The organism is Sulfitobacter sp. 1A13421, from assembly GCF_043557285.1.
Taxonomy (GTDB): Bacteria; Pseudomonadota; Alphaproteobacteria; order Rhodobacterales; family Rhodobacteraceae; genus Sulfitobacter; species Sulfitobacter faviae.
In genome coordinates this window covers 1-21,999 of the sequence record NZ_JBIFFQ010000005.1, presented here as the reverse complement: position 1 = coordinate 21,999, position 21,999 = coordinate 1, and the positions used below count along the sequence as shown (strand labels likewise).

Here is a 21,999-nt window from a genome sequence, read left to right as displayed (position 1 = left end):
AAAACCGGGGCTGATCTCCTTTACCAAAGATGACGTCGCGTCAGGCGCGTTCGACATATTCCATGGTTTCCGTGTTCACGACGATGTCTTCGTCTTGGCCCACGAAGGGCGGCACGGTGATCTTCACACCGTTGTCGAGCACGGCAGGCTTGAAGGAATTCGCCGCCGTTTGGCCCTTCACCACCGGCTCGGTCTCGGCCACTTTGCAGGTCACCTTCTGCGGCAGCGAGGCGTTCAGCGCCTCTTCCTCGTGATATTCGACCACGATCATCATGCCGTCCTGCAAGAAGGGGCGGCGCTCCCCCAAAAGCTCGGCAGGCAGTTGCACCTGCTCATAGGTTTCAGTGTCCATCACCACCAGCATACCGTCGTCTTCATACAGAAATTGCTGGTCTTTTTGCTCCAAACGCACGCGCTCGACCTTGTCGGCGGAACGGAAGCGTTCGTTCAATTTGGAGCCGTTGCGCAGGTTGCGCATCTCGACTTGGGCAAAGGCGCCGCCCTTGCCGGGCTTCACGTGATCGACCTTCACCGCCGCCCAGAGGCCACCGTTATGTTCAAGGACGTTTCCGGGGCGGATCTCGTTTCCGTTAATCTTGGGCATGTGACAAAACCACGACATAAGGTTGATGATATGATGTTCGGGTCTATATCGGGAGGGATGGTCCCCTGCAAGCAGGCGTTATTCTCTGCTGCCACACCAACTAGATATGCGCAAGCTGCATGGGAGATATGCTAAATAGAGGTATCCGAATCAAAAGATATCCGTCATAAGGGCCTCCACGCCCGAATGACAAGAGCAAGAATAATCGAAAGGACGACGAGATGAAAGATTTCGTTGATGGCACCGCTTTCAACAACGAGCAAGGCAACCGCGCACGCAAGCTCTTTGCTGCTGTGGTGCTAGCTGCTTTGGATGACGCAATTGCCGATGACAAGAAATATGGCAACGGTCCTGAACAGATCGCCCGCTGGGCCCGCTCGCGCGATGGCCGCGAGGTTCTGAGCTGTGCCGGTATCGACCCCAACGAGCGGGTCGTCGAAGGTTTGATGGAATTCGTCGGCAAAGGCGTGCGGACATCCGTCGCCCTTTCGCGTGAAGAATCCGAGCGCCGCAATGCCGCGCTTCAGGCCGAAGCCGCCTAAGACATACTCGCCAAGCGGCGCAATTGACGCAGCCTTCGGGCTGCGTTTTTTTGTGTCTGCCCCTCGGCGATGGGCTTTCCCCTGCCCCTGATTTGCGCCAATTTGCGCGAAACCAAGGGCAAGCAGACATGACCAAAGCCATCATGATCCAAGGCACCGGCAGCAATGTCGGCAAGTCGATGATCGTCGCCGGATTGATCCGCGCCTGCACCCGGCGTAGCCTGCGGGTGCGCCCTTTCAAACCGCAGAACATGTCCAACAACGCCGCTGTCACCGAAGACGGGGGCGAGATTGGCCGCGCGCAGGCGTTGCAGGCCCGCGCGGCGGGCGTGGCCCCGCATACGGATATGAACCCGGTGCTGCTGAAACCGCAAAGCGCCACCGGCGCGCAGGTGGTGGTGCAGGGCAGGATCGCAGGCCAGCAAGAGGCGCGGGAATTTGGCCGCAACAAAGCCAGCCTGATGCCCGCGGTGCTGCAATCCTTTCACCGTTTGGCCGAAAGCTGCGACCTGATCGTGATCGAGGGCGCGGGCTCCCCGGCTGAGACGAACCTGCGGGCGGGCGACATCGCCAACATGGGCTTTGCCCGCGCCGCCGGGGTGTCTGTCGTGCTGATGGGCGATATCGACCGCGGCGGGGTGATCGCGCAGATCGTCGGCACACAGGCTGTGCTTGATGCCAAAGACAACGCGCTGATCCGCGGCTTCGCGGTGAACAAATTCCGCGGTGACCGCAGCCTCTTTGACGCGGGGCGCGATGACATCGCCGCGCGTACCGGCTGGCCGAGCCTTGGGGTGATCCCGTGGTTCGACGCCGCCCACCGCCTGCCCGCCGAAGACGTGATGGACCTGCCCGCCCGCGCCCGCTCAGGCGGGTCGGGCTGTGTTATCGCCGTGCCGCGCCTGCCCCGGATCGCCAATTTCGATGACCTTGACCCGCTGGCCGCCGAGCCGGGCGTCGACCTGCGGATGATCATGCCTGGCAGCCCCCTCCCCGCCGAGGCCGATCTGGTGCTGATGGTCGGCAGTAAATCCACGATCTCCGACCTCGAAGCCTTCCGGGCCGAGGGGTGGGACATCGACCTTGCCGCCCATATCCGGCGCGGCGGCCATGTGCTGGGACTTTGCGGCGGTTATCAGATGCTGGGCAAGACCATCACCGATCCCGAGGGGATCGAAGGCCCGGCGGCGCGGGTGGCGGGGCTGGGGCATTTGGATGTGGAAACCACGATGGCCCCGCTGAAACATCTGGCGGAAAAGTCCGGGCAGCACCCGGCCAGCGGCAGCGCCCTCACCGGCTATGAGATCCATATCGGAGAGACCACCGGCCCCGATTGCGCCCGCGCGTGGCTCCGTTTCGACGGCACGCCCGAGGGCGCGGCTTCCCCTTCGGGCCGGGTGCAGGGCTGCTATATGCACGGGATTTTCAGCTCGGACGCCTTCCGCCGCGCCTATCTTGGCGGCTTCGGCGTCACCTCATCGCTGGATTTTGAAACCGGCGTGGAAGAGGCGCTGGACGCGCTGGCCGATCATGTCGAGACCTATATGGATGTCGACCTGTTCCTCGCCCTCGCGGCAGAGGTCTAGGCTGGAGAGCGCGCGGCCCTCCAGCCCAACGCTTAAAACTCGACGACCGCGCGGATCGATTCACCCTTGTGCATCAGATCGAAGCCTTCGTTGATCTGATCCAAAGTCAGTTTGTGGGTGATCATCGGGTCGATCTCAATCTTGCCGTTCATGTACCAATCGACGATCTTGGGCACATCCGTCCGCCCCTTGGCCCCGCCAAAGGCGGTGCCGCGCCAGACCCGACCGGTGACCAGCTGGAAAGGCCGCGTCGAAATCTCGGCCCCCGCGGGTGCCACGCCGATGATGATGCTCTCGCCCCAGCCCTTATGCGCGCATTCCAGCGCGTCGCGCATGACTTTGGTGTTGCCGGTGGCGTCAAAAGAGTAATCGGCGCCGCCCTTGGTCAGCTCGACCAGATGCCCGACCAGATCGCCGTCGACTTTCGAGGGGTTCACGAAATCGGTCATGCCGAAGTAACGCGCGGCCTCTTCCTTGTCGTCATTAAGGTCGACGCCCACGATCTGATCCGCCCCAGCCATGCGCAGGCCCTGAATGACGTTCAGACCGATGCCGCCCAGCCCAAAGACCACGCAACGCGCGCCAAGCTCGACCTTGGCGGTATTGATCACCGCGCCGATGCCGGTGGTGACGCCACAGCCGATGTAGCAAATCTTGTCAAAGGGCGCGTCTTTGCGCACTTTGGCCAGCGCGATCTCCGGCACCACGGTGTGATTGGCAAAGGTCGAACAGCCCATGTAGTGATGGATCGGCGTGCCATCCAGCATCGAGAACCGCGTCGTGCCATCGGGCAGCTTGCCTTGGCCTTGGGTCACGCGGATCGCCTGACACAGGTTGGTCTTACCGCTGAGACAATATTCACACTCCCGGCATTCGGGGGTGTAGAGCGGGATCACGTGATCGCCCGGCTCCAGCGTGGTGACGCCCTCGCCCACTTCCAGCACCACGCCCGCGCCCTCATGGCCGAGGATGGCGGGGAAGATGCCTTCGGGATCGTCGCCCGAACGGGTGAATTCATCGGTATGGCACAGACCGGTCGCCTTGATCTCGACCAAGACCTCGCCGAGTTTAGGCCCTTCGAGGTTCACCTCCATGATTTCAAGCGGTTTGCCGGCTTCCACGGCAACGGCGGCACGGGTTCTCATCATGGGTCTCTCCTTCGGGTGTGATCTCTGCCGCTTTATGGATCACGCATGTGGCAAATGTCCAACGCAGAAAGCGCTGCCCTGATCGCCTCAACCAGTAATCGGCGCGTCGGATTTAATCTGCCGCAGGATCACATTCGTCGTCGCCGAATTGACTGCGGGATGCAGGAACAAAAAGCTCTCCAAAAAGGCATTATAGGCGTCGATATCGCGGCACAGCACGCGCAGGTGATAATCCGCTTGGCCCGTGGTGGCGAAACATTCCGTCACCTCCGTCCGGCTTTGGATCGCGCGGATAAAACTGGCGAGCGCCGAGGCGTCATGGCGGGTTAGATGCACATGCACCATCGCCTCGAACCCCAGCCCCATCGCCTTGGGGTCGACCACGGCGGCGTAACGTTTGATCACCCCCGCCTGCTCCAACGCCTTGACCCGCCGCCAGCAGGCGGAGGCAGAAATGTTCAGCTTTTCTGCCAGTTGTGCGTTGGGCAGGCGCGAATCCTGTTGGAGTAGAAACACAAGCTGCCGGTCCGTGGCGTCCATTTCAGTCATCGGATAAATCTTTCATTATGTGAATTTCGTTCGGATAATTTATTCAGACATCCGGGACAAAGCCAGTAAAACTGGTGCAAAAATTCGCGCATCCTGCGGCATACTTCCCAATGAGGAGACCCCCATGACAGAACAACCGCGCGAATTTACCACTTATAAACTTGATGACCGCTATGATCAGACCGAAGGTCGCGTATTCCTGACCGGGACGCAGGCGCTGGTGCGCATTATGCTGGATCAGGCCCGGCGTGATCGCGCGGCTGGGTTAAATACCGCCGGTTTCGTCTCAGGCTACCGTGGCTCGCCTCTGGGCGGGCTCGATCTGGAATACTGGCGCATCAAGGACCGCGTGGCCGAGGCGGGCGTGAAATTCCTTCCCGCGGTGAACGAAGACCTCGGCGCCACCGCGGTCTTGGGCGCGCAGCAGGCCCATCTCGACCCGCAGGCGGAAGTCGAGGGCGTCTTCTCCATGTGGTACGGCAAGGGCCCGGGAGTGGACCGCTCGGGCGACGCGCTGAAACACGGCAACGCCTATGGCTCCGCGCCCAAGGGCGGTGTGCTGGTGGTGGCGGGCGACGACCACGGCTGCGTGTCGTCGTCGATGCCGCACCAGTCAGACGTGGGCTTCATGTCGTGGTTCATGCCAACGCTGAACCCGGCTTCCGTCGCCGAATACCAAGCCTTCGGCGAATACGGCATCGCGCTGTCGCGTTTCTCGGGCACATGGGTCGGCTTCAAGGCGATCTCGGAAACCGTGGAGAGCGGCGCCTCGGTCGAGCTGACGCCGGACCGCGTGTTCAACCAGCCCGATTACACCGCACCTCCGGGCGGGCTGCATGTGCGCCTTGGCGATCTCCCCTCCCCCGAGATCGAAACGCGGCTGCATCACAAGCTCGACGCCGTGCAGGCCTTCATGCGCGCCAACCCGATCGACCGGCATATCTACGAGACGCAGGACGCCTCCTTCGGCATCGTCACCACCGGTAAGGGCCATCTCGACACGATGGAGGCGCTCCGGCTTCTGGGCCTTGATGAGGCCGCCTGCCGCCGTCTGGGCATCGACATCTACAAGATCGGCATGGTCTGGCCGCTGGCGCTGGACGACGCGCTCGACTTCGTGAAGGGCAAGCGCGAAGTGCTCGTGATCGAAGAGAAACGCGGCATCATCGAAAGCCAGTTCAAGGAGGCCTTTTACGACTGGCCCGGCTCCAAGCCCGCGCGGATGGTCGGCAAACATGACGAAAACCTCGAGGAACTGGTGCCCTGGACAGGGGAGCTGTCGCCGCTGAAGCTGGTGCCGATCATCGCTGCACGTCTCGATGCCTTCTTCCCCAAAGAGAAGCTGCTAGAGAAAGCACGCGCGTTGACCGACCAGCCGCCCGTGCTGCTGAACGTCGAGGGCGCCACCCGCACCCCCTATTTCTGCTCCGGCTGCCCGCATAACTCCTCCACCAAGCTGCCCGAGGGGTCGAAGGCCAACTCCGGCATCGGCTGCCATGTCATGGCCTCCTGGATGGACCGCGAGACGGCCGGTTTCGCCCAGATGGGCGGCGAAGGCGTGCCGTGGATCGCGACTTCGATGTTCAACGGGAACAAGCACGTCTTTCAGAACCTCGGCGAGGGCACGTGGTATCACTCCGGTTCGCTGGCGATCCGACAGGCGGTCGCGGCGAAGACCAACATCACCTACAAGATTCTTTACAACGACGCGGTGGCGATGACCGGCGGCCAGCCGGTGGACGGCCCCGTCTCCGTCGCTGCCATCGCGCAGGCCTGCCGCGCCGAGGGCGTGGAGCGGATCGCGCTGGTCTCGGACCGGCCGGAACTGCTGCCCCGGGGCGACTTCCCCGCGGGCACCAGTTTCGATCACCGCGGCGATCTGGACCGCGTGCAGCGCGAGCTGCGCGAGATCCCGGGCGTCACCGTGCTGATCTACGAACAAACCTGCGCCACCGAGAAGCGCCGCAAGCGCAAGCGCGGGCTCATGGACGACCCGAAGAAATTCGTGATGATCAACGATCTGGTCTGCGAGGGCTGCGGCGATTGCAGCCTCGAGTCGAACTGTCTCAGCGTCGAGCCGAAGAAGACCGAGTTCGGCACCAAGCGGCAGATCAACCAGTCCACCTGCAACAAGGATTACTCCTGCCTCAACGGCTTCTGCCCCTCTTTCGTCACGGTCGAGGGCGGCAGCCGCCGCAAACGCTCCGGCGCGGGGCTGGACGTGGCGGGGCTCTCGGCGCAGCTTCCGATGCCGGAACTGCCCAAGCTCGACCGGCCCTTCAACCTGCTGGTGACCGGCGTCGGCGGCACCGGCGTGGTGACCGTGGGCGCGCTCATCACAATGGCGGCGCATCTTGAGGGGCTGGGCTCTAGCGTGCTCGACTTCACCGGCTTTGCGCAGAAATTCGGCACCGTGCTGGGCTACGTGCGCCTCGCCAAACGGCCCGAGGAAGTGCATCAGGTGCGCATCGATCAGGGCGGCGCCGACGCGGTGATCGGCTGCGACATGATTGTGAGTTCTGCGCCGAAGGCATCCGCCCACTACCGGCGCGGGACGCAGATCGTGCTGAACCGCGCCGAGATGCCCACCGGCGATCTGGTGCTCAACCGCGATGCCGAGTTGCGCATCGACGACCGCGAGGCGGTGATCGCGCAGGCCGTGGGGGCCGAGAACCTTGCCGCTTTCGACGCCAACGCAATGGCCGAGAAGCTGATGGGCGACGCGGTCTTTGCTAATGTGATGATGCTCGGTTTCGCTTGGCAGAAGGGGCTGGTGCCGGTCTCGCTCACAGCACTTGAGCAGGCGATCGAATTGAACGGTGTTGTTCCGGACAAGAACCGCGCCGCCTTTGGCTTTGGCCGGGTCATGGCGGGCAACCCGCAGGCGATCGAGGCGCATTTCGCCCCCGCGCCTGCGTCCGACGACAGTGTCGAGAGCCTGATCGCGCGGCGGATGGAGTTCCTGACCGGCTACCAGAACGCCGCCTATGCCCAGCGCTACGAGGCCAAGCTCGATGCGCTGGCGGGCAAGCTGCCCGAAGGCTCCGACGACCTGATGCGCGCGGCGGCGAAATCGCTGTTCAAACTGATGGCCTATAAGGACGAATACGAGGTCGCGCGCCTGCACCGTCAAAGCGGTTTCGAGGAGCGCATCGCCGATACTTTCGAGGGCGACTACAAGGTGCATTATCACCTCGCCCCGCCCGCTTGGCCCACTGGCACGGATGGCCGCGGACGCCCCAACAAGCGCAAGTTCGGCCCGTGGATGGGCCGCGCCTTCGACCTTCTGGCGGCGATGAAACCGTTGCGCGGCACATGGGCCGACCCGTTCAGCTACGGTGCCGACCGCAAGCTCGAGGTCGGTCTGATCGGCTGGTACGAAGAGATCATGGCAAAGGCGGCCGCCCTGCCCCATGACGCGGCACTGACGGTGCTTTCCGCGCCGATGGAAATCCGCGGCTACGGCCCCGTGAAAGAGGCCGCCGCCGAGAAGGTGCAGGCCGAGGTGGCCGCGCGCCTAGGCTAAAAGCGTCGTCGAGAAATCGCCGCGCAGCCCGGCTTCGAGCAATTCGAGGTCGGGCGAGCAATTGCTATATTGCGCCACCATGCCCGGCGGGATGACGAAGGCATCGCCTGCCTCCAATTTGCGCGGCTCCTGCCCTTCGGCGTTCAGGGTCATGCTGCCTTCCATGACGAAGCTGAAGTGAATGTCCGCGTCATGTTTGGCGGGCGGCGGCGTGCCACCGTCGAAACGCGCCACCTGAATGCCGGCCACGCCCTTGGTGCCTTTGGTGATCCCGGTGTCGCGCGCGACGAAGCCCGGAATACGGAAGGGCTGCCACTCGGCCCCCTCCTTCACGTGATGCACGAAAGTCTGGCCGTCCCATTCGCGTGCCGGATCGCCTTTGCCGTTCGGCAGGGTCATCTCGTGGTCGATGGTGGTGACATGTTCCGCAGGAACGCCGATCTCGATCACTTCGATCGAGGGCGAGGCTTCGACAACGCGATGGCGGATGCCCGGCGGCTGGGTCACGCAATCCCCGGCATGGAGCCGGATCACATCGCCCTGATCCTCGTAAAGCACATCAACCCAGCCCCGGTAGCAATAGATCAGTTGGAAGCCAACGGTGTGATAATGCACCATGTCCGGCACCGGGCCGCCGTCGGGGATGCGGATGTGGCTGGCGATGATTGAGCCGCCGAGGCGCGACGGGATGAGATCGCGGTAGTGCATCCCCGCGCGGCCGATCACCCATGGGGCCTCGTCCGCCAGCCGCCGCACGGCAAACTCATGCTGTGTCTCGGGCTGGTCCACGCGGGGGCTGCGCGGCAGGATCTCGATCTTGGTGCCGTTTGGCGCCGTAAGTTCTCGCTGCCCCCCTGCGATGCTGTCTGGCGCATCGGTCAGCAGGCGCAGATGCCCCGGTGCCACATCCGCCCCCCGCTCAAGCCTCACCCGCACCCCATGGCCCGAGAAACTGGCCACCGAAGGATCATCCGCGGGAAAAATCGTCTCAAGCCGCATGCCAAGCACTTTGGTGAAGAAAGGCAAATCCTCCCTAAGCTCCCGCGTAGGCAACAAGAATTCCGCCAAAACATCATCGGGCAAACGCATTTAACTCATCCTCTTCACGTATCGCGCCGCAGTTGAGCGCGCGACAGGCAAAGCGTCAACTGGGCGTTACGCACCACAGCCGATAAAGTTCCCCCGCTCGCTCATTTTTGGCTCGCGAGTCGCAGCGTGAAATTCGCACGATCACAAGAACCGCAAATTCTCGCCCCGATTTCGCACTGGGATGCGCCCAATAACGCCTGAAAGGCTGCACAATTTCCACGCAATCACCTCCCGTAATGCGGGAAAGCAAGGGGCCACGGCCATCTCTCTTCGCCAATTCAATGGTTTCGCGAGGCTTCAAAATATGGTTAATAATTTATGCAACGGCACAAGGTATTGGTGCAGAAGCGTCACAATTTCGCCGGGTTTATACGACTAGATATGAACAGATTATAAAGACACCCGGACTGCCCGTCTGCCCCACGAAAGAGGTGCCAAAAATGAAAATTCTTGCTGTCGACGATGACCCATTTATCCGCGAATTGCTGCCCGTTGTTTTCCGCGAAGCCGAGTACCCCCATTTGACATTGGCCGCCTCCGGCGCTGCCGCTCTGGAACTGCTCGAAACCACCAAAGAACACTTCGACTGCCTGCTCTTGGACATCGAGATGCCCGAGATGGACGGCATCACCCTATGCCGCCGCATTCGCACGCTGGAAGCCTATCAAGACACGCCGATCCTGATGGTGACCTCGCGCGCCGACGCGACCGCGATCGAAAGCGCCTTTGCCGCCGGGGCCAACGACTATGTGACCAAACCTTTCGACGTGAAGGACATCGCAACCCGCGTGCATATCGCCGAGCGCATGTTGGAGAACACCCAACGCGCCCCGCGCCTTGACCCGCAGCATTTGAAAGACGCGGGCGAGCCCGGTGCCCACGATTTTGCGCTGGCGGATCCTGTGCATATCAATGGGGTCGATCAATTGGTGCTGCCCTTCTCCTTGGGCAATTACCTGTCGCAGCTTTCGCGGCAACACCTTAATATCTGTCAGGTCTTCGCGGCCAAGATCGAACATATTGATGAGCTTTACGCGACCTGCAACACTGCCGAATTCGCCCGCGCCATCGCCGCTGCGGCCGAGGCCATCGCGCGCGTGGTCGATTGCCCCCAACTGCTGATGACCCATAACGGATCCGGCACGCTCCTGTGCATCGTGACAGGTGACAGCCTGCCCGCTTGGCCTGAGATTGAGGTGCTCATCCAAGGGGAGCTGGACGGCATGGACCTGCGCCATGACGACAACAGCCCGATGACGGTGATGCTCTCCGTCGGTGGCCCGATCCAGCCCAATGCCAGCCGCACTCAGCGGGTCAGAAAGACATTCGACCGCGCCATCCGCCGCGTGGCGATGCGGCAGAAGGTCAAGCTCGACACCCCCCCGACCGAGAAACCCTCCGTCTCCGCCGCCCATTGACGACAAGGCAATCGCCTCAAGAAAAACCCGCCTCATGGGCGGGTTTTCGCATTCAGTTGATGGGGAATTGCACCAAACAGCGTTCGGCGATGCGGCGGTAATCCTCAAGCGTGTCAGGCACGCTGCGCCGATCGCGCATCACCTCCATCGCGGCGCGTTTCTGCGCCCAGGTCCCCTCAACATGGCGGTCGAGAATGCGCACGGTCACGCCCAGCATCACATTCTTCTCCCCCTCGCCAATCAACTCCGCCGCGGAAAGTGCCACGGCCGTCAGCGCCAGCGTATTGGCACAGCGCAGGGCCGCGGCTTCGCGCCCCTCATAGACCCGCGTACCCGCCGTGGCCGTGCCGGGAAAGGCCACGAGCGCGGCGATCGACAAAGCAGAACAGACGGCTGCTGTCAGGATGAGCTGGCGCGCCACCTCAAAAGACCTTGAAGGTCATCGTGGTCAAGGACCGCTCGATGCCTTCGATGTCCAACAGATTGTCATTGATGTAGACGCCCACATCTTCGCCCTTGGGAATATAAAGCTTCATCAAAAGATCATATTCGCCTGAGGTGGAATAAAGTTCGGAATGGATTTCGCGCAGGGCGATCTCTTCGGCCACACGATAGGTCGTGCCCGGTCGGCAGCGGATCTGGATGAATACGCAGGTGGTCATGTCGCGCCTCTTTCTGGGATTTGGTTCAAGCTGACATATGGGCCCTGCCCCCGCAATCCCCGATCGCGCTGTCCCTGCCCAAAGGCGTTTCACCGCTTGGGCTTGGCGCGGCGGCAGGCCCTGCTATAAGGGCGCAGCAATTGCCTTCGGAGATGCCCCATGCGTCGCAGCACCCTGACCCGCACCACTGCCGAAACCGACATCACGGTCGAGATCAACCTCGACGGCACCGGCAGCTATGACAATGAAACCGGCATCGGCTTTTTTGACCATATGCTCGACCAACTCTCGCGCCACTCGCTGATCGACATCAAGGTGCGTGCCAAGGGCGATCTGCACATCGACGACCATCACACCGTCGAAGATGTGGGCATCACCCTGGGCCAAGCACTGACCCAAGCGCTCGGCGACAAACGCGGCATCCGCCGCTACGGCTCCTGCTTGCTGGCGATGGACGACGCGCAGATCCGCTGCGCGCTCGACCTCTCTGCGCGGCCCTTCCTGATCTGGAACGTGGATTTCCCCACCAGCAGCATCGGCAAGTTCGACACCGAACTGGTCCGCGAGTTCTTCCAAGCGCTCAGCACCCATGGCGGCATCACCCTACATGTTGACGCGCTCCACGGGTTCAACAGCCACCACATCGCCGAAGCCGCTTTCAAATCCGTCGCCCGCGCCCTGCGCGAAGCGGTCGAAACCGACCCACGCAAAGCGGACGCCATCCCCTCGACCAAGGGTGCCTTGTAAACCAATGCTGACAGCAATCATCGACTACGAATCCGGCAACCTGCACTCCGCGCATAAAGCCTTTGAGCGTATGGCCCGCGAGCATGACGCAGGTGAGGTCATCGTGACCTCGGATGCCGAGGTTGTGGCCCGCGCTGACCGTCTGGTCCTGCCAGGCGATGGCGCTTTTCCGGCCTGTATGGCCGCCCTGAAAGGGGCCGGCGGCCTCTATGACGCGATGGTCGAGGCGGTCGAGGAAAAAGGCCGCCCCTTCCTCGGCATCTGCGTCGGCATGCAGCTGATGGCCAGCATGGGCCGCGAATATGAAGACACCCCCGGTTTAGGCTGGATCGGTGGCGAGGTGACCCAGATCACCCCGAAAGACCCGAAGCTCAAGGTCCCCCATATGGGCTGGAACGATTTGGTGATCGATCACGACCACCCGGTCTTCGACGGGCTGCAAACCGGCGATCACACCTATTTCGTGCACAGCTATCACATGGCCGTCGCCGACCCCGCCGAACGTCTGGCCCATGTCGACTACGGCGGCGAAGTCACGGCGATCATCGGCCGCGACACGATGCTGGGCATGCAGTTTCACCCGGAGAAAAGCCAAACCACCGGCCTGCGGCTGATCTCGAACTTCCTGACTTGGGCGCCTTAACCCGCGCCGCGCCTGTTGAAACGTCGGAAGGTATTTAAGAAAGGATGAAGATGAAGAAAGTTCCTCTTCAACTTCATCCTTTTACAAATACCTCTGCGCTGCGCTTTCCTCACGCAAAACGCAATGAAGGCGCGAAGGACTAGCCCCGCGCCTTCAAACCTTCGCAGAGATGCACGGCCCTTACTTGATGCGCGCCCAGGTCTGTTTCGAGCAGATCAGCCCACCCGCGACGCAGCCCGAGAGCTTCAGCGAGTTGCCTGAGACGTCCATCTTCCCGATATAGATTTTGCCGTTTGACGGGCGCCAAACCTTACCGGCGTATTTGCCGCCGCCCTGAGGCTTCATGTCGATGACGAGCGTTTTGCCGATATTGGGAGATTTATATTCGCCGCTTCCGTTGAAGGTGCGCGCGATGGTGCCGCAGATCGCCCCGCCGCAGGGGGCCATTTTGACATGGGCATAGGCGCCGTCATCGACTTGGGTTTTCCACGTACCGACTGCCGGATCCGCGGCATGGGCGGCGCCGGTCAGGCCAAGGCCCAGAAGGGCCGCTGCAAAAAGCTGTTTCATGATCTCTCCTCCCGATCTGGCTTTAGTGTTGGCCACAACTTTCAATCAGGCAAGACTGACCTAGGGTCGCGTTGCAAAATCCCTGGCGACGTGCAAAAGGAAAGCGACTTCTCTAACAAGGGCCCGGCCATGATCCTTTACCCCGCTATCGATCTCAAAGACGGTCAGGCCGTGCGCCTTGTGCATGGCGACATGGACCGTGCCACCGTTTTTAACGACGATCCCGCCGCACAGGCGCTTAGCTTTGTCGAAGCGGGCTGTGATTGGCTGCATCTCGTTGACCTCAATGGCGCTTTTGCCGGGACCCCGGTGAACGCCGCCCCGGTGGAGGCGATTTTGAAAGCCTGCAAGGTGCCTGCGCAATTGGGCGGTGGCATTCGCGATATGGCGACGATCGAGGGCTGGTTGGATAAGGGGCTCGCGCGGGTCATTCTGGGCACCGTCGCGGTTGAGAAACCCGAACTGGTCCGTGAGGCCGCGCGCGCCTTTCCCGGGCAAGTTGCTGTGGGGATCGACGCACGGAATGGAAAGGTCGCAACCAAAGGTTGGGCGACGGAGACCGATGTGATGGCCACCGACCTCGCGAAATCCTTTGAGGACGCGGGTGTGGCCGCGATCATCTACACTGACATCATGCGCGATGGCGCGATGGGCGGGCCGAATGTGGAAGCGACAGCCGATCTGGCGCGGGCCGTTTCGATCCCGGTGATTGCCTCGGGCGGGGTGTCATCGCTCGAAGACTTGGGCGCGTTGCGGGACACCAGGGTCATTGAGGGCGCGATCTCGGGGCGCGCGCTTTATGATGGCGCGATTAATCTGACCGACGCCATGAAGATGTTGAAGGGCTGAGCCATGCTGAAGACCCGCATCATCCCCTGTCTCGACGTGGCCGATGGCCGCGTGGTGAAGGGTGTGAACTTCGTCGGCCTGCGTGATGCGGGCGACCCGGTGGATGCCGCGATTGCCTATGATGCGGCGGGGGCGGATGAGCTTTGTTTTCTCGACATCCACGCCACCCATGAGAACCGCGGCACGATGTTCGATCTGGTCACCCGCACCGCCGAGCATTGCTATATCCCGCTGACCGTGGGCGGCGGCGTGCGGACCGTGGCGGATGTGCGGGCCTTGCTGCTGGCGGGGGCCGATAAGGTCAGCTTCAACTCCGCCGCCGTGGCGAACCCGGATGTGATCGCCGAAGCGGCGGATCACTTTGGCAGCCAGTGCATCGTCTGCGCGATTGACGCCAAGACCGTAAGCCCCGGCAAATGGGAGATTTTCACCCATGGCGGGCGTAAGCCCACGGGCATCGATGCCGTGGAATTTGCCCGCACCGTGGCCGCCAAGGGCGCCGGGGAAATCCTGCTGACCTCGATGGACCGCGATGGCACCAAACAGGGGTTCAACCTGCCCCTGACCCGCGCCATTTCCGATGCCGTATCGGTGCCGGTGATCGCCTCCGGTGGGGTCGGTAATTTGGATCATCTCGTGGACGGGGTGATCGAAGGGGGTGCCTCGGCGGTGCTGGCAGCCTCGATCTTTCACTTTGGCGAATATACCGTGCAGGAGGCCAAACAGCATATGGCCGCCGCTGGCATTCCAATGAGGCTTTCATGACACTTGATGACCTTTACGCCACCATTCTGAGCCGCAAAAGCGCCGATCCGTCAAGCAGTTGGACCGCGCAACTGCTGGCCAAAGGGCCAGAGAAATGCGCCGAAAAGTTCGGCGAAGAGGCGGTCGAGGCAATCGTCGAGGCGGTAAAAGATGACCGCAAAGGTCTGACCTCGGAAGCTGCGGATGTGCTCTACCACCTGCTCGTTATGCTGGCGGTGCGGGATGTGCCGCTGAGCGATGTGCTGGATGAGTTGGCCCGGCGGCAATCGACCTCCGGCATTGCCGAAAAGGCCGCGCGGAAATAATCAGCCCATAAGGCGCGGGATTTCCACCTTGGGGCAGCGGTCTTGGATCACATCCACGCCGCGTGCTTCGGCCTTGGCCGCCGCTTCGGCATTGGTGATGCCCATTTGCATCCAGATGGTCTCAAGCTCGGGAAAAGCCTCCAGCGCTTCGTCCACGACGGGGGGCACATCCTCGGACCGGCGGAAAATATCGACCATTTGCACCGGCGGGTCGATTTCGGCCAGAGTGGCGACAATAGTCTTGCCAAAGACCTCCTTGCCCGCGTGCACCGGGTTTACCGGCACCACGTCATACCCTTTTTGCGCAAGGTATTCAGCGACATAGTGGCTGGGCCGCGCCGGATTGGGGGAAACACCGACCACCGCAATGCGGCGGGTGCGGGTGAGGACGTCTTTGATCAATGCATCTGTCATAGGCTGAACTTAAGCGCCTGCGCGCGGGTTTCAACGGCTTAATGACGCGGCGTCAAGCCTGCCGCCCCCTGCCCGCGATTGGCAAGGCCGCGGCGATTGCATAGGCTCGCCCCAAAGGGCCGCCTGTGGAGGAACCGGGCAGAACCGCGAACCATCATCACCGGGAGCATAGGATGATCGATCAGACCTTGGATATGAACAATCTCGAAATGTCGGAGAAGGCCAAGCCGCTACTGGCGGCGGTCATCAAGCACATCCGCGAGAATGTCGATCCGATCACCGAGGAGTTCTTTCGCCTTGGCGAAGGCCGCGCCGACCGTTGGTCCTATGCGCCCGGTCAGTTGGAATTGCTCGACGGGGCCAAGCAAAAAGCGCGGGAGGCGGGATTGTGGAACTTTTTCCTGCCCAATGCCGAAACCGGTGAAGGGCTGGCGAACCTCGATTACGCCTATATCGCCGCCGAATTGGGCAAAAGTCCGCTGGCGCCGGAAAGCCTGAACTGCTCCGCCCCGGATACGGGCAATATGGAGGTGTTGGAGCGTGTCGGCACGCCCGAGCAGAAAGAGCGCTGGCTGAAGCCACTGCTCGCGGGTGAAATCCGCTCGGCCTTTGCCATGACGGAGCCTGATGTCGCCTCTTCGGATGCGCGCAACATCTCGACGAGCGCGGTGCTGGATGGCGACGATTGGGTGATTAACGGCGAGAAGTTCTACATCTCGGGCGCGGGCGATCCGCGCTGCAAGATCATGATTGTCATGGTGAAAACCTCCCCCGAGGCCGAGACTTTCCGCCAGCAGAGCCAAATTCTCGTGCCCATGGACACGCCGGGGGTGGAAATCCTCGGCCCGATGCATGTCTTTGGCCATGACGATGCGCCGCATGGGCATATGCATATCCGTTTCACCGATGTGCGCGTGCCGCGCGAAAACGTGCTTTGGGGCGAAGGGCGTGGCTTCGAGATCAGTCAGGTGCGGCTTGGGCCGGGGCGGATTCACCACTGCATGCGCTCGATCGGGGCGGCGGAAAAGGCGCTGGACCTGATGATCGAACGCGGGCTCGGGCGCGAGGCTTTTGGCAAGAAGATCATCGACCTCGGCAAGAACATGGAAACGATCAGCCGCGCGCGGATCGACATTGAAGCCATGCGGCTGATGGTGTTGAAAGCGGCCAAGGCGATGGATGTCTTGGGCAATAAAGAGGCGCGCATCTGGGTCAGCATGATTAAGGCGCTGGTGCCGGAAAAGGCCTGCGAGATCATCGACGCCTCTATGCAGGTGCATGGGGCGACGGGGATGAGCCAGTGGAGCCCGCTTTCGGGCATGTACACATGGCAGCGCGCGCTGCGCTTTGCCGATGGGCCGGATGAGGTGCACCATCAGGTGATCGCCCGGGCCGAGGTGAAGGCCTTTCAGGCGTCGAACGCGCGCGGCTCTGGCAGCGACAGCTGATATGGAGCTCGCGGGCCGCGTCATTGTCATCACCGGGGCCGCCAGCGGCATCGGGCGGGCCTTAGCGCTGCGCTTTGCTAGGGAAGCGCCCGCCCATATCGTCTGCGTGGACATCGACAGCGCGGGGGCCGAGGCGACGGCGGCTGAGGTCGGCGGCACGGCCTTCCGCGTCGATGTCGCGCGCGAGGCGGAGATCGCCGCGCTGATCGCCACCGTCGAGCGTGACATCGGGCCGATTGATCTTTTCTGCTCTAACGCCGGTATCTCGGTCGAGGGCGGTGTCGAAGTGCCGGATGCCGAGTGGCAGCGCATTTGGGAGATCAACGTGATGAGCCATGTGCGCGCGGCGCGGCACCTGGTGCCGCTGATGCGGGCGCGCGGGGGTGGCTATCTGCTCAACACCGCCTCGGCGGCGGGGCTGCTCAATCAGGTCGGCGCGGCGCCCTATGGGGTCACGAAACACGCCGCCGTCGGCCTCGCCGAATGGCTGGCGATGAGCTATGGCGACGACGGAATCAAGGTCTCTGTGCTCTGCCCGCAAGCGGTCCGGACCGAGATGATGCGCGGGTTGGAGGACCATGTCGCCGCGATTGACGGCATGCTGGAGCCTGAACCGGTGGCCGAAGCCTGCGTGCAGGCGATCCGCGATGAGGTCTTTCTGGTGCTGCCGCATCCGCAGGTGCGCGACTATATGCAGGGCAAGGCGCGGGATTACGACCGTTGGATCGGCGGGATGGGCAAGCTGAACCGGCGCTTTGGGGCGGCGAAAGAGAGCTAGCGGCCCTCAGCTCTCACCCTTGGGCCGGATCGGGCGCAGCAGCCCCTCCTGCGCCACGCTGGCCACCAATTGCCCGTTTTGATTGTAGATCATCCCACGATTGAACCCCCGCGCCCCGCCGGTGAACGGCGCGTCGAGCGCATAAAGATGCCATTCGTCAAAACGAATCGGCGCGTGAAACCACATGGCGTGATCAAGGCTGGCCGTCATCACCTTGCCCTGAAACCACGTCAGACCATGAGGCCGCAGAGAGGAGCCGAGCAGGTTCATGTCCGAGGCATAGGCCAGCAGCGCGTGCTGCATCACCGGGTTCTGCCCTTCGGCGGCTCCCATGCGAAACCACAGATAGTTGCGGTCGCTGACCTTTTCCGGCGTCATGAAATCGCGCGGCTCGACCTCGCGGATCTCAATGGGGCGCTCGCGCAGGAAGTCCCCACGGTATTTCTCGGGCAGCTTTTCGGCAAAGGCCTCGCGCAGTTCGGGCCGGTCGGGCCAGTTTTCCGGGGCGGAGACCTGCGGCATCTCATGCTGCCAATCGAACCCCTCCTCTTCGACCTGAAAAGAGGCGGAGAGGTTCAGGATCTGCTTGCCATGCTGGATCGCCACCACACGCCGGGTCGTGAAACTGCCCCCGTCGCGGGCGCGGTCGACCTGATAGATTACCGGAATCTTCGGGTCGCCGGGCCGGATGAAATAGGCATGGAGCGAATGGCAGGCCCGGTCTGGCACCGTCCGGTAAGCCGCCATCAGCGCCTGCGCGATGACGTGACCGCCGAAAATTCGCATCGAGGTCTCACCGCCAGCCCCCGTGCCCCGAAACAGATCGACCTCAAGCTGTTCGATATCCAACAGATCAAGCAATTGCCGCGCAGCATTGGTCATGGGTCATCCTTTCGGGCCGGGGTGTTTCGGCCCTAGCAACAGGTTTTCACCGCAAAGCTCAAGCGCCAAACACCCCGCCGCCCGGTCAGCGGTCGCGATCCAGCGCCTCCAGCCCGTGGCGCGCAAAAACCGGGACGTATTGCCCTAATTTCAACCCGTATTCGGGGTTAGAGGCATTGCCCTCCAAGGCGCGTTTCAACACACCTTGAATGATCGCCGCCATGCGGAAAAAGCAAAAGGCGAGGTAATAGCCGAAGTTGTCGATGCCCTTCAGCCCGCGCCTGCGGCAATAGGCGGCGATGAATTCGGCATCGCTGGGCAGACCAAGCGCCCTGCGGTCCACCCCGGCCAAGCCGCGCCCCTCAGCCCCTACGGGCATCTGCCACTGCATGATAACGGCGGCCAGATCGGCAAAGGGATGGCCGATGGTCGACAGTTCCCAATCCAAAACCGCACGGCAGGCGGTGCCATGGGTGTCGAAGATCATATTGTCGATCCGGTAGTCGCCATGCACCAGCGTGCGCTGTCCGTCGTCCTCGGGCTGCTCGGCGCTGAGGCGCTGCATCAGCCTATCCATATCCGGCTGCGGCTCGGTCTCCGACGCGCGGTATTGTTTCGACCAGCGCGCCACCTGCCGCTCGAAATAGTTACCCGGCGGGCCGTAGTCTGACAGCCCCGCCGCGTCGATATCGACCTCATGCAGCGCGGCCAACACGCCATTCATCTCATCCATGACCGCGCCACGCTCTGCCGGGGTAAGCTCCGGCAGCGTGGGGTCGTTGAAGTTGCGCCCCGGGACATGGTCCATGACATAGAACATCGAGCCGATGACGCTCTCATCCTCACAGAGTAAATGCATCCGCGCGACCGGCACCTGACTGCCCGCCAAAGCCTTCTGCACCCGAAACTCCCGATCCACCGCATGGGCCGATTTCAACAGCACCCCCGGCGGTTTGCGGCGCAGCACATAGTCATGCGCCGGGGTCGAAAGCAGGAATGTCGGATTGGACTGCCCGGCCTTAAACTTCGTGACTTCCAGCGGCCCGGCGAAACCCGGCAGGTTCGCCTCCAACCAGCGGCAAACAGCATCTTCGTCTAGGGTTTGGGTATCCGTGCTCACTATGCGAACTCCGCTGCCAACCTTGCGCCAGCGGCGCGATACTCCGCCTCGATACGGTCCACCAGGTCGGCCGCGCCACCAATCTCTTTGACAGCGCCAATCCCCTGCCCCGCGCCCCAAATTTCCTTCCACGCTTTGGGCTTGGACGAGCCCGAGCCGAAGTTCATCGAAGAAGCATCCGCCGATGGCAGATTGTCCGGGTCCAGCCCCGCCGCCTCGATCGATGGGCGCAGATAGTTGCCCGACACCCCGGTGAAGAGCGACGATGTCACAATGTCATCCGCCCCGCCCGAGACGATCATATCCTTGTACCCCGGCACGGCGTTCGCCTCTCGCGTGGCGATGAAGGCCGAGCCCATATAGCCCAAATCGGCCCCCATGGCGCGGGCTGCCAACAGCCCCTCGCCCGTGGCCAAGGCGCCGGAGAGCAAAAGCGGCCCGTCGAACCATTCGCGGATTTCGCGGATCAGCGCGAAGGGCGATTGCGGCCCCGCATGGCCCCCGGCCCCCGCCGCCACGGCAATCAGCCCATCGGCGCCTTTTTCGATCGCCTTGCGTGCGAAACGGTTGTTGATCACGTCATGCAGCGTCACCCCGCCGCAGGAATGCGCGGCCTCGTTCACCTCGACCCGCGCGCCGAGGGAGGTGATCCAGATCGGCACTTTGTGTTTGACGCAAATCTCAAGATCCCGCTCCAACCGCGCGTTCGACCGATGCACGATCTGGTTCACGGCGAAAGGGGCCGCGGGCCGGTCGGGGTTCTCTTGATTGTGCTTGTCCAAGGCTTCGGTGATCTGGGTCAGCCAAGCATCCAACAACGGCGGCTCACCCTCCGCCTCCCGCGCATTCAGCGCCGGGAAAGACCCGACGATCCCCGCCTTACACTGCGCGATGACCAGCTCAGGCCCCGAGAGAATGAACATCGGCGAGGCGACCAGCGGCAGGCGCAGGCCGCGCAGGGCTTGGGGTAGATGGCTGTCGTCACGCATATGGGGTCTCCGTTCGGGGTCTATCGTTCGGCATCACAGTGCCTTTTCAAAAATATTCGGTCCCGACATCACATTGATGCCGCCGCTGACCGGGATCACGGCCCCGGTGACATAGGCGCCGCCGCGTCCGCAAAGAAACAACATGCAGCCCGCGATATCTTCATCCCGCCCAACACGGCCAAGCGGGACATCCTGCCCCACCACGGCCCGCGTCTTCTCATCGCCCGTGGCGAATGCCGTCATACGCGAAACGAAGGGCCCCGGCGCCAGTGCGTTCACGGTGATCCCTTCCCCGGCCAATTCCTTGGCGAGGATTTTACTCAAATGAATGACTGCCGCCTTGGACGCGGCATAGCTATAGGCACCGTCGCCCATCTCGCGCTCCCCCATGACCGACCCGACATTGACGATCCGCGCGGGATCATCCGCCGTGGCCCCGGCGCTGAGAAGCGGCAACAGCTTTTGCGTAAGATCGAAAAGCCCGGCGACGTTGACGCCCATGACCTTATCCCAAGCCCGGTAAGGGAACTGCCCCAAGGGCGCACCCCAAGTCACGCCCGCGTTGTTCATCAAGATATGCAGCTGATCGCTGCGCGCCTGAACCTGAGCCACGAGCGCATCCACACCAGCCTCAGTCCCCACATCGCCCGCGAACCCTTCGGCGCTGCCCCGCGCGCCAAGCGCATTCAGCTCATCGGCCACCGCCGCGCAGGCCTCTCCGTTCCGGCTGGCTAAAAGGACCCGCGCCCCGGCCCGCACCAAAGCCTCGGCCGCCATCCGCCCGATGCCTGTGGCCCCGCCGGTGATCAAAGCGGTCTTTCCGTCCAAGCCAAAGAGCGTCTTAATATCCATGCCCCGCCTCCCAACGTCGACTGTCGCCGCTACTGTGACAGGGCTTTGGGCAGCGTCAAGCGGATGCCAGACGCAGCCCCGGGTAACCGGGCGTCATAATGCTCTGCTGGATCGGGGCGCCCCCCTCAAACACAAAACCGCCGCAGCGTTGAGCTGCGGCGGTTTTGTTATTCTGATCATCGTAGAGAGATACTGTAGTCTAGGAACTTATTAGGTTTGGCGATGACCTACTCTCCCACGTCTTAAGACGCAGTACCATCGGCGCTACGGCACTTAACGGCTGGGTTCGGGATGGGACCAGGTGTTTTGCTCGCGCTATGATCACCAAACCGAATAAATTCCTAGAAGCGCTCTGCGCAGGAGAGCGGTGGCGGGAGGCGGGGTATCCGAAGGATGCCCGTTCCCGCTCCGTCTCTATTGGAGCGCAAAGCGTGTCTGTCCAAGTCACGTACGACTGATTGTATGTGTATGCTTTTGATCAGTAAGCAGTCTTGCTTCTACTGGATCAAATCA

General features: G+C 62.3%; 23 protein-coding genes and 1 rRNA gene. 11 read left to right on the top strand and 13 right to left on the bottom strand.

The features are described 5' to 3' along the window. Positions 1-40: 40 nt before the first annotated feature. Entirely contained in the window at positions 41-604 is a 564-nt protein-coding gene (gene efp, locus ACGYLI_RS10945) for an elongation factor P (protein ID WP_067265157.1), read from the bottom strand. A gap of 221 nt (positions 605-825) precedes the next feature. On the opposite strand from efp, the gene ACGYLI_RS10940 reads away from it, so the two are divergent. Beyond that, the gene (locus ACGYLI_RS10940; RefSeq protein ID WP_007120494.1) at positions 826-1,146 is read left to right on the top strand and encodes a DUF6280 family protein; all 321 of its coding nucleotides are present in this window, start codon (positions 826-828) and stop codon (positions 1,144-1,146) included. A gap of 128 nt (positions 1,147-1,274) precedes the next feature. Then, positions 1,275-2,732: a cobyric acid synthase gene (locus ACGYLI_RS10935; protein ID WP_394419197.1), complete on the top strand. Its 1,458-nt coding sequence runs from the start codon at positions 1,275-1,277 to the stop codon at positions 2,730-2,732. Positions 2,733-2,764: 32 nt separating this feature from the next. Here ACGYLI_RS10935 and ACGYLI_RS10930 read toward each other — a convergent pair whose 3' ends face one another. Both ACGYLI_RS10930 and ACGYLI_RS10925 read right to left on the bottom strand, forming a co-directional pair. Continuing rightward, positions 2,765-3,877 (bottom strand): S-(hydroxymethyl)glutathione dehydrogenase/class III alcohol dehydrogenase, encoded by a 1,113-nt coding sequence (locus ACGYLI_RS10930; protein ID WP_394419335.1) that lies wholly within the window; start codon positions 3,875-3,877, stop codon positions 2,765-2,767. A 90-nt stretch (positions 3,878-3,967) separates the two neighbouring features. Next, on the bottom strand, positions 3,968-4,429 hold the full coding sequence (locus ACGYLI_RS10925) for an Lrp/AsnC family transcriptional regulator (RefSeq protein ID WP_394419196.1): 462 nt from the start codon (positions 4,427-4,429) through the stop codon (positions 3,968-3,970). A gap of 124 nt (positions 4,430-4,553) precedes the next feature. On the opposite strand from ACGYLI_RS10925, the gene ACGYLI_RS10920 reads away from it, so the two are divergent. Further along, on the top strand, positions 4,554-7,955 hold the full coding sequence (locus ACGYLI_RS10920; RefSeq protein WP_394419195.1) for an indolepyruvate ferredoxin oxidoreductase family protein: 3,402 nt from the start codon (positions 4,554-4,556) through the stop codon (positions 7,953-7,955). On the opposite strand, the gene ACGYLI_RS10915 is transcribed toward ACGYLI_RS10920, so the two are convergent. Next, entirely contained in the window at positions 7,947-9,044 is a 1,098-nt protein-coding gene (locus ACGYLI_RS10915; RefSeq protein ID WP_394419194.1) for a cupin domain-containing protein, read from the bottom strand. The two genes, ACGYLI_RS10920 and ACGYLI_RS10915, sit on opposite strands and share 9 nt — an antisense overlap. A 440-nt stretch (positions 9,045-9,484) precedes the next feature. Between ACGYLI_RS10915 and ACGYLI_RS10910 the strand changes: the two genes are divergently transcribed. Next, on the top strand, positions 9,485-10,462 hold the full coding sequence (locus ACGYLI_RS10910) for a PleD family two-component system response regulator (protein WP_394419193.1): 978 nt from the start codon (positions 9,485-9,487) through the stop codon (positions 10,460-10,462). Positions 10,463-10,514: 52 nt separating this feature from the next. Here the strand turns inward: ACGYLI_RS10910 and ACGYLI_RS10905 are convergent, their stop codons facing one another. Together ACGYLI_RS10905 and ACGYLI_RS10900 are read right to left on the bottom strand one after the other, a co-directional pair. Next, a complete protein-coding gene (locus ACGYLI_RS10905) occupies positions 10,515-10,883 on the bottom strand; it encodes a hypothetical protein (RefSeq protein WP_394419192.1) in 369 nt (122 codons plus the stop codon). Position 10,884: 1 nt separating this feature from the next. Then, positions 10,885-11,124: an Lrp/AsnC family transcriptional regulator gene (locus ACGYLI_RS10900; protein WP_007120503.1), complete on the bottom strand. Its 240-nt coding sequence runs from the start codon at positions 11,122-11,124 to the stop codon at positions 10,885-10,887. Between the two features lie 159 nt (positions 11,125-11,283). Between ACGYLI_RS10900 and hisB the strand changes: the two genes are divergently transcribed. Next, a complete protein-coding gene (hisB, locus tag ACGYLI_RS10895) occupies positions 11,284-11,871 on the top strand; it encodes an imidazoleglycerol-phosphate dehydratase HisB (RefSeq protein WP_394419191.1) in 588 nt (195 codons plus the stop codon). Between the two features lie 4 nt (positions 11,872-11,875). Continuing rightward, positions 11,876-12,514 carry an imidazole glycerol phosphate synthase subunit HisH gene (gene hisH / locus ACGYLI_RS10890; protein WP_394419190.1) on the top strand — a complete coding sequence of 213 codons (639 nt, stop codon included), beginning with the start codon at positions 11,876-11,878 and terminating at the stop codon, positions 12,512-12,514. 180 nt (positions 12,515-12,694) lie between these two features. Here hisH and ACGYLI_RS10885 read toward each other — a convergent pair whose 3' ends face one another. Further along, on the bottom strand, positions 12,695-13,084 hold the full coding sequence (locus ACGYLI_RS10885; RefSeq protein WP_394419189.1) for a DUF2147 domain-containing protein: 390 nt from the start codon (positions 13,082-13,084) through the stop codon (positions 12,695-12,697). Between the two features lie 129 nt (positions 13,085-13,213). Between ACGYLI_RS10885 and hisA the strand changes: the two genes are divergently transcribed. From hisA to ACGYLI_RS10870, 3 genes are read left to right on the top strand one after another with little or no spacing between them, the layout of a single operon-like run. Next, complete coding sequence (gene hisA / locus ACGYLI_RS10880; protein WP_394419188.1) at positions 13,214-13,933, top strand: 1-(5-phosphoribosyl)-5-[(5-phosphoribosylamino)methylideneamino]imidazole-4-carboxamide isomerase; 720 nt, start codon at positions 13,214-13,216, stop codon at positions 13,931-13,933. 3 nt (positions 13,934-13,936) lie between these two features. Beyond that, on the top strand, positions 13,937-14,698 hold the full coding sequence (gene hisF, locus ACGYLI_RS10875) for an imidazole glycerol phosphate synthase subunit HisF (RefSeq protein WP_067265192.1): 762 nt from the start codon (positions 13,937-13,939) through the stop codon (positions 14,696-14,698). Beyond that, the gene (locus tag ACGYLI_RS10870) at positions 14,695-15,003 is read left to right on the top strand and encodes a phosphoribosyl-ATP diphosphatase (RefSeq protein WP_394419187.1); all 309 of its coding nucleotides are present in this window, start codon (positions 14,695-14,697) and stop codon (positions 15,001-15,003) included. Before hisF ends, ACGYLI_RS10870 begins: the two co-directional genes overlap by 4 nt. On the opposite strand, the gene ACGYLI_RS10865 is transcribed toward ACGYLI_RS10870, so the two are convergent. Next, on the bottom strand, positions 15,004-15,417 hold the full coding sequence (locus ACGYLI_RS10865; RefSeq protein ID WP_394419186.1) for a CoA-binding protein: 414 nt from the start codon (positions 15,415-15,417) through the stop codon (positions 15,004-15,006). It lies immediately after the preceding gene. 173 nt (positions 15,418-15,590) lie between these two features. Between ACGYLI_RS10865 and ACGYLI_RS10860 the strand changes: the two genes are divergently transcribed. Further along, positions 15,591-16,865, top strand: coding sequence for an acyl-CoA dehydrogenase family protein (locus ACGYLI_RS10860; protein ID WP_394400453.1), 1,275 nt, complete (start codon positions 15,591-15,593; stop codon positions 16,863-16,865). 1 nt (position 16,866) lies between these two features. Then, entirely contained in the window at positions 16,867-17,643 is a 777-nt protein-coding gene (locus tag ACGYLI_RS10855; RefSeq protein ID WP_394419185.1) for an SDR family oxidoreductase, read from the top strand. A gap of 6 nt (positions 17,644-17,649) precedes the next feature. Here ACGYLI_RS10855 and ACGYLI_RS10850 read toward each other — a convergent pair whose 3' ends face one another. From ACGYLI_RS10850 to rrf, 5 genes are all read right to left on the bottom strand, one after another. Next, positions 17,650-18,525, bottom strand: coding sequence for an acyl-CoA thioesterase II (locus ACGYLI_RS10850; protein WP_067265201.1), 876 nt, complete (start codon positions 18,523-18,525; stop codon positions 17,650-17,652). Between the two features lie 85 nt (positions 18,526-18,610). After that, positions 18,611-19,645, bottom strand: a complete 1,035-nt coding sequence (locus tag ACGYLI_RS10845; RefSeq protein ID WP_394419184.1) for a phosphotransferase family protein — start codon at positions 19,643-19,645, stop codon at positions 18,611-18,613. After that, positions 19,645-20,634 carry an NAD(P)H-dependent flavin oxidoreductase gene (locus ACGYLI_RS10840; RefSeq protein WP_394419183.1) on the bottom strand — a complete coding sequence of 330 codons (990 nt, stop codon included), beginning with the start codon at positions 20,632-20,634 and terminating at the stop codon, positions 19,645-19,647. The genes ACGYLI_RS10845 and ACGYLI_RS10840 overlap by 1 nt, the downstream gene beginning before the upstream one ends. 33 nt (positions 20,635-20,667) lie before the next feature. Then, positions 20,668-21,486, bottom strand: coding sequence for an SDR family oxidoreductase (locus ACGYLI_RS10835; protein WP_394419182.1), 819 nt, complete (start codon positions 21,484-21,486; stop codon positions 20,668-20,670). Between the two features lie 214 nt (positions 21,487-21,700). Then, positions 21,701-21,815, bottom strand: a 5S ribosomal RNA gene (rrf, locus tag ACGYLI_RS10830). Between the last annotated feature and the right edge of the window lie 184 nt (positions 21,816-21,999).

Bases quoted from the DNA above. Each gene is read 5' to 3' on its own strand.
- ACGYLI_RS10900 (WP_007120503.1), bottom strand. From the start codon at position 11,124: ATGACCACCTGCGTATTCATCCAGATCCGCTGCCGACCGGGCACGACC.
- ACGYLI_RS10860 (WP_394400453.1), top strand. From the start codon at position 15,591: ATGATCGATCAGACCTTGGATATGAACAATCTCGAAATGTCGGAGAAG.
- ACGYLI_RS10930 (WP_394419335.1), bottom strand. From the start codon at position 3,877: ATGAGAACCCGTGCCGCCGTTGCCGTGGAAGCCGGCAAACCGCTTGAA.
- ACGYLI_RS10850 (WP_067265201.1), bottom strand. From the start codon at position 18,525: ATGACCAATGCTGCGCGGCAATTGCTTGATCTGTTGGATATCGAACAG.
- hisH (WP_394419190.1), top strand. From the start codon at position 11,876: ATGCTGACAGCAATCATCGACTACGAATCCGGCAACCTGCACTCCGCG.
- hisB (WP_394419191.1), top strand. From the start codon at position 11,284: ATGCGTCGCAGCACCCTGACCCGCACCACTGCCGAAACCGACATCACG.
- ACGYLI_RS10935 (WP_394419197.1), top strand. From the start codon at position 1,275: ATGACCAAAGCCATCATGATCCAAGGCACCGGCAGCAATGTCGGCAAG.
- ACGYLI_RS10910 (WP_394419193.1), top strand. From the start codon at position 9,485: ATGAAAATTCTTGCTGTCGACGATGACCCATTTATCCGCGAATTGCTG.
- hisA (WP_394419188.1), top strand. From the start codon at position 13,214: ATGATCCTTTACCCCGCTATCGATCTCAAAGACGGTCAGGCCGTGCGC.
- ACGYLI_RS10925 (WP_394419196.1), bottom strand. From the start codon at position 4,429: ATGACTGAAATGGACGCCACGGACCGGCAGCTTGTGTTTCTACTCCAA.
- ACGYLI_RS10855 (WP_394419185.1), top strand. From the start codon at position 16,867: ATGGAGCTCGCGGGCCGCGTCATTGTCATCACCGGGGCCGCCAGCGGC.
- hisF (WP_067265192.1), top strand. From the start codon at position 13,937: ATGCTGAAGACCCGCATCATCCCCTGTCTCGACGTGGCCGATGGCCGC.
- ACGYLI_RS10915 (WP_394419194.1), bottom strand. From the start codon at position 9,044: ATGCGTTTGCCCGATGATGTTTTGGCGGAATTCTTGTTGCCTACGCGG.
- ACGYLI_RS10885 (WP_394419189.1), bottom strand. From the start codon at position 13,084: ATGAAACAGCTTTTTGCAGCGGCCCTTCTGGGCCTTGGCCTGACCGGC.
- ACGYLI_RS10835 (WP_394419182.1), bottom strand. From the start codon at position 21,486: ATGGATATTAAGACGCTCTTTGGCTTGGACGGAAAGACCGCTTTGATC.
- ACGYLI_RS10870 (WP_394419187.1), top strand. From the start codon at position 14,695: ATGACACTTGATGACCTTTACGCCACCATTCTGAGCCGCAAAAGCGCC.
- ACGYLI_RS10865 (WP_394419186.1), bottom strand. From the start codon at position 15,417: ATGACAGATGCATTGATCAAAGACGTCCTCACCCGCACCCGCCGCATT.
- ACGYLI_RS10940 (WP_007120494.1), top strand. From the start codon at position 826: ATGAAAGATTTCGTTGATGGCACCGCTTTCAACAACGAGCAAGGCAAC.
- efp (WP_067265157.1), bottom strand. From the start codon at position 604: ATGCCCAAGATTAACGGAAACGAGATCCGCCCCGGAAACGTCCTTGAA.
- ACGYLI_RS10920 (WP_394419195.1), top strand. From the start codon at position 4,554: ATGACAGAACAACCGCGCGAATTTACCACTTATAAACTTGATGACCGC.
- ACGYLI_RS10840 (WP_394419183.1), bottom strand. From the start codon at position 20,634: ATGCGTGACGACAGCCATCTACCCCAAGCCCTGCGCGGCCTGCGCCTG.